The sequence below is a fragment of the Leucobacter sp. OH1287 genome, assembly GCF_003859945.1.
Taxonomy (GTDB): Bacteria; Actinomycetota; Actinomycetes; order Actinomycetales; family Microbacteriaceae; genus Canibacter.
Map to the genome: position 1 here is coordinate 1 of NZ_RQYM01000029.1, position 1,419 is coordinate 1,419.

Below are 1,419 nucleotides of genomic sequence, written 5' to 3' on the forward strand. Positions count from 1 at the left end.
TTGGGGACTGTGGATTTAAGTGTGTAACTGGTTCAACTCGCTGATATGTTCAGCAGGAAGGACAAAACACGAATGAATACTGCAACAATGGAGAGTATGTCTCCTACACCCAAAGACAAAAAATCATCCCCGCGCGATGAACAAACCGCTGCCGCGCTGGAGTTCGTGAAAATAGCTAAAGCCAAAGGCCTGGATCTGACCGGCCCGAACGGACTGTTAAAACAGTTCACCAAAGCTGTTTTAGAAACCGCTTTAGAAGAGGAAATGACCGAGCATCTAGGCAGGAGCAAACACGAGAAAACCAGTGACGGTAAAGCAGGTAACACCCGCAACGGCACTAAAGCTAAAACCGTGCTATCAGACGCGGTAGGGCCGGTAGAGATTAACGTTCCAAGAGATAGGAAAGGTACTTTCGAACCGGTGATAGTAAAAAAGCGGCAGCGTCGCCTGTCCAGTGTGGACGAGGTAGTGCTATCGCTTTACGCTAAGGGGCTTACCACCGGGGAAATTTCAGCGCATTTCAAAGATATTTACGCTGCTGAAGTTTCTAAAGAAACAATCTCACGGATCACCGATAAAGTCGTCTCGGAGATGCAGGAATGGTCTAACCGGCCGTTGGATGCAGTGTATGCTGCCGTGTTCATTGATGCGATCCATGTGAAGGTGCGTGACGGTCAGGTTGCTAACAGGGCGTTCTATGTTGCTCTCGGCGTTGATTTGGACGGTAACCGGGATGTTTTAGGTCTTTGGGCTTCTCCCGGGGTGGAGGGCGCTAAATATTGGTTGAACGTGCTTACAGAGCTTAAGAACCGTGGTATTAAGGATACTTTCTTCGTGGTCTGTGACGGGTTGAAAGGTCTGCCGGACTCGGTGGGGGTTGTGTGGCCAGAGGCGATAGTGCAGACCTGTATTATTCATCTGATCCGTAACACGTTCCGTTACTCAGCTAAGAAAGACTGGGCGGCTATAGGGCGGCTACTTAAACCTATCTATACTGCTCCTAGTGTGGCTGCCGCGGAGGCTTTCAGGGATGAGTTGTTTGCCGCGTATGGGAGTAAGTATCCTGCGATTAAAGGGTTGTGGGAGAACGCGTGGGAAGAGTTCATCCCGTTTTTAAGTTACGATGCTGAGATACGTCGGGTGATTTCTTCTACGAACGCGATCGAGTCGTTGAACGCGCGTTTTCGTAGGTCTGTGAGAGCTCGGGGGCATTTCCCTGCTGAGCAGGCTGCTTTGAAGTGTTTGTATTTGACGGTGCGGTCGTTAGATCCTACTGGGAGGGGGCAGGTAAGATGGGCGGTGAGGTGGACGCCGGCTTTGAACGCGTTTGCTATCACGTTTGCTGACCGGTGGCCGGAAGCAAAGAAAAACTAGAGGTAACAGGGATGCTAGTTACACACTTAATGAGACAGTCCCAAT

1 protein-coding gene is annotated in these 1,419 nt (G+C 50.3%); it reads left to right on the forward strand.

The window, feature by feature from the left end; translation table 11 throughout:
* The first annotated feature begins 96 nt into the window (after positions 1-96).
* The gene (locus tag EII30_RS08790) at positions 97-1,374 is read left to right on the forward strand and encodes an IS256 family transposase (RefSeq protein WP_124886966.1); all 1,278 of its coding nucleotides are present in this window, start codon (positions 97-99) and stop codon (positions 1,372-1,374) included.
* Positions 1,375-1,419: the final 45 nt, after the last annotated feature.

Coding starts and splice junctions, on each gene's coding strand:
- EII30_RS08790 (WP_124886966.1), top strand. CDS start 97: ATGTCTCCTACACCCAAAGACAAAAAATCATCCCCGCGCGATGAACAA.